At 64.9% G+C, this 359-nt stretch carries 1 protein-coding gene; it reads right to left on the bottom strand.

All coding sequences use genetic code 11. From position 1 onward, the window contains the following. The coding region (tssI, locus tag L995_RS19385) for a type VI secretion system tip protein TssI/VgrG (protein ID WP_047473053.1) at window positions 1–359 on the bottom strand (359 nt) is incomplete at both ends.

Genomic DNA, 359 nt, shown 5'->3' with positions numbered 1-359 from the left:
CTCGAAGCGGATGGCGTTGGCGTCGCCCTGGCCGTTCTTCATGCCTGACCCCGGGTTGCCATCCTTGCTCGACCGGGTCTTGATGCCCGATTGCGTGGCGTTGGCCGGCAGCGCCCAGGGCGGCATGTTGGCCGCGTTGTAGACGCAGCCCGTGACGATGGGATAGTCCGGGTCGCCGTTGAGGAAGTCCACCACCACCTCGTGCCCTATGCGCGGGATGGAGATGGCGCCAAAGCCTGGTCCTGCCCAGTTGGTGGCCACGCGGATCCAGCAGCTGGAGTTCTGGTCCTTGCTGCCCAGCCGGTCCCAGTGGAACTGCACCTTGATGCGGCCGTATTCGTCGGTCCAGATTTCTTCTC

Source organism: Delftia sp. ZNC0008 (genome assembly GCF_000799035.1).
Taxonomy (GTDB): Bacteria; Pseudomonadota; Gammaproteobacteria; order Burkholderiales; family Burkholderiaceae_C; genus Comamonas; species Comamonas tsuruhatensis.
Note: the sequence above shows the minus strand (reverse complement) of the source record. Positions and strands in the feature narration are given on the sequence as shown.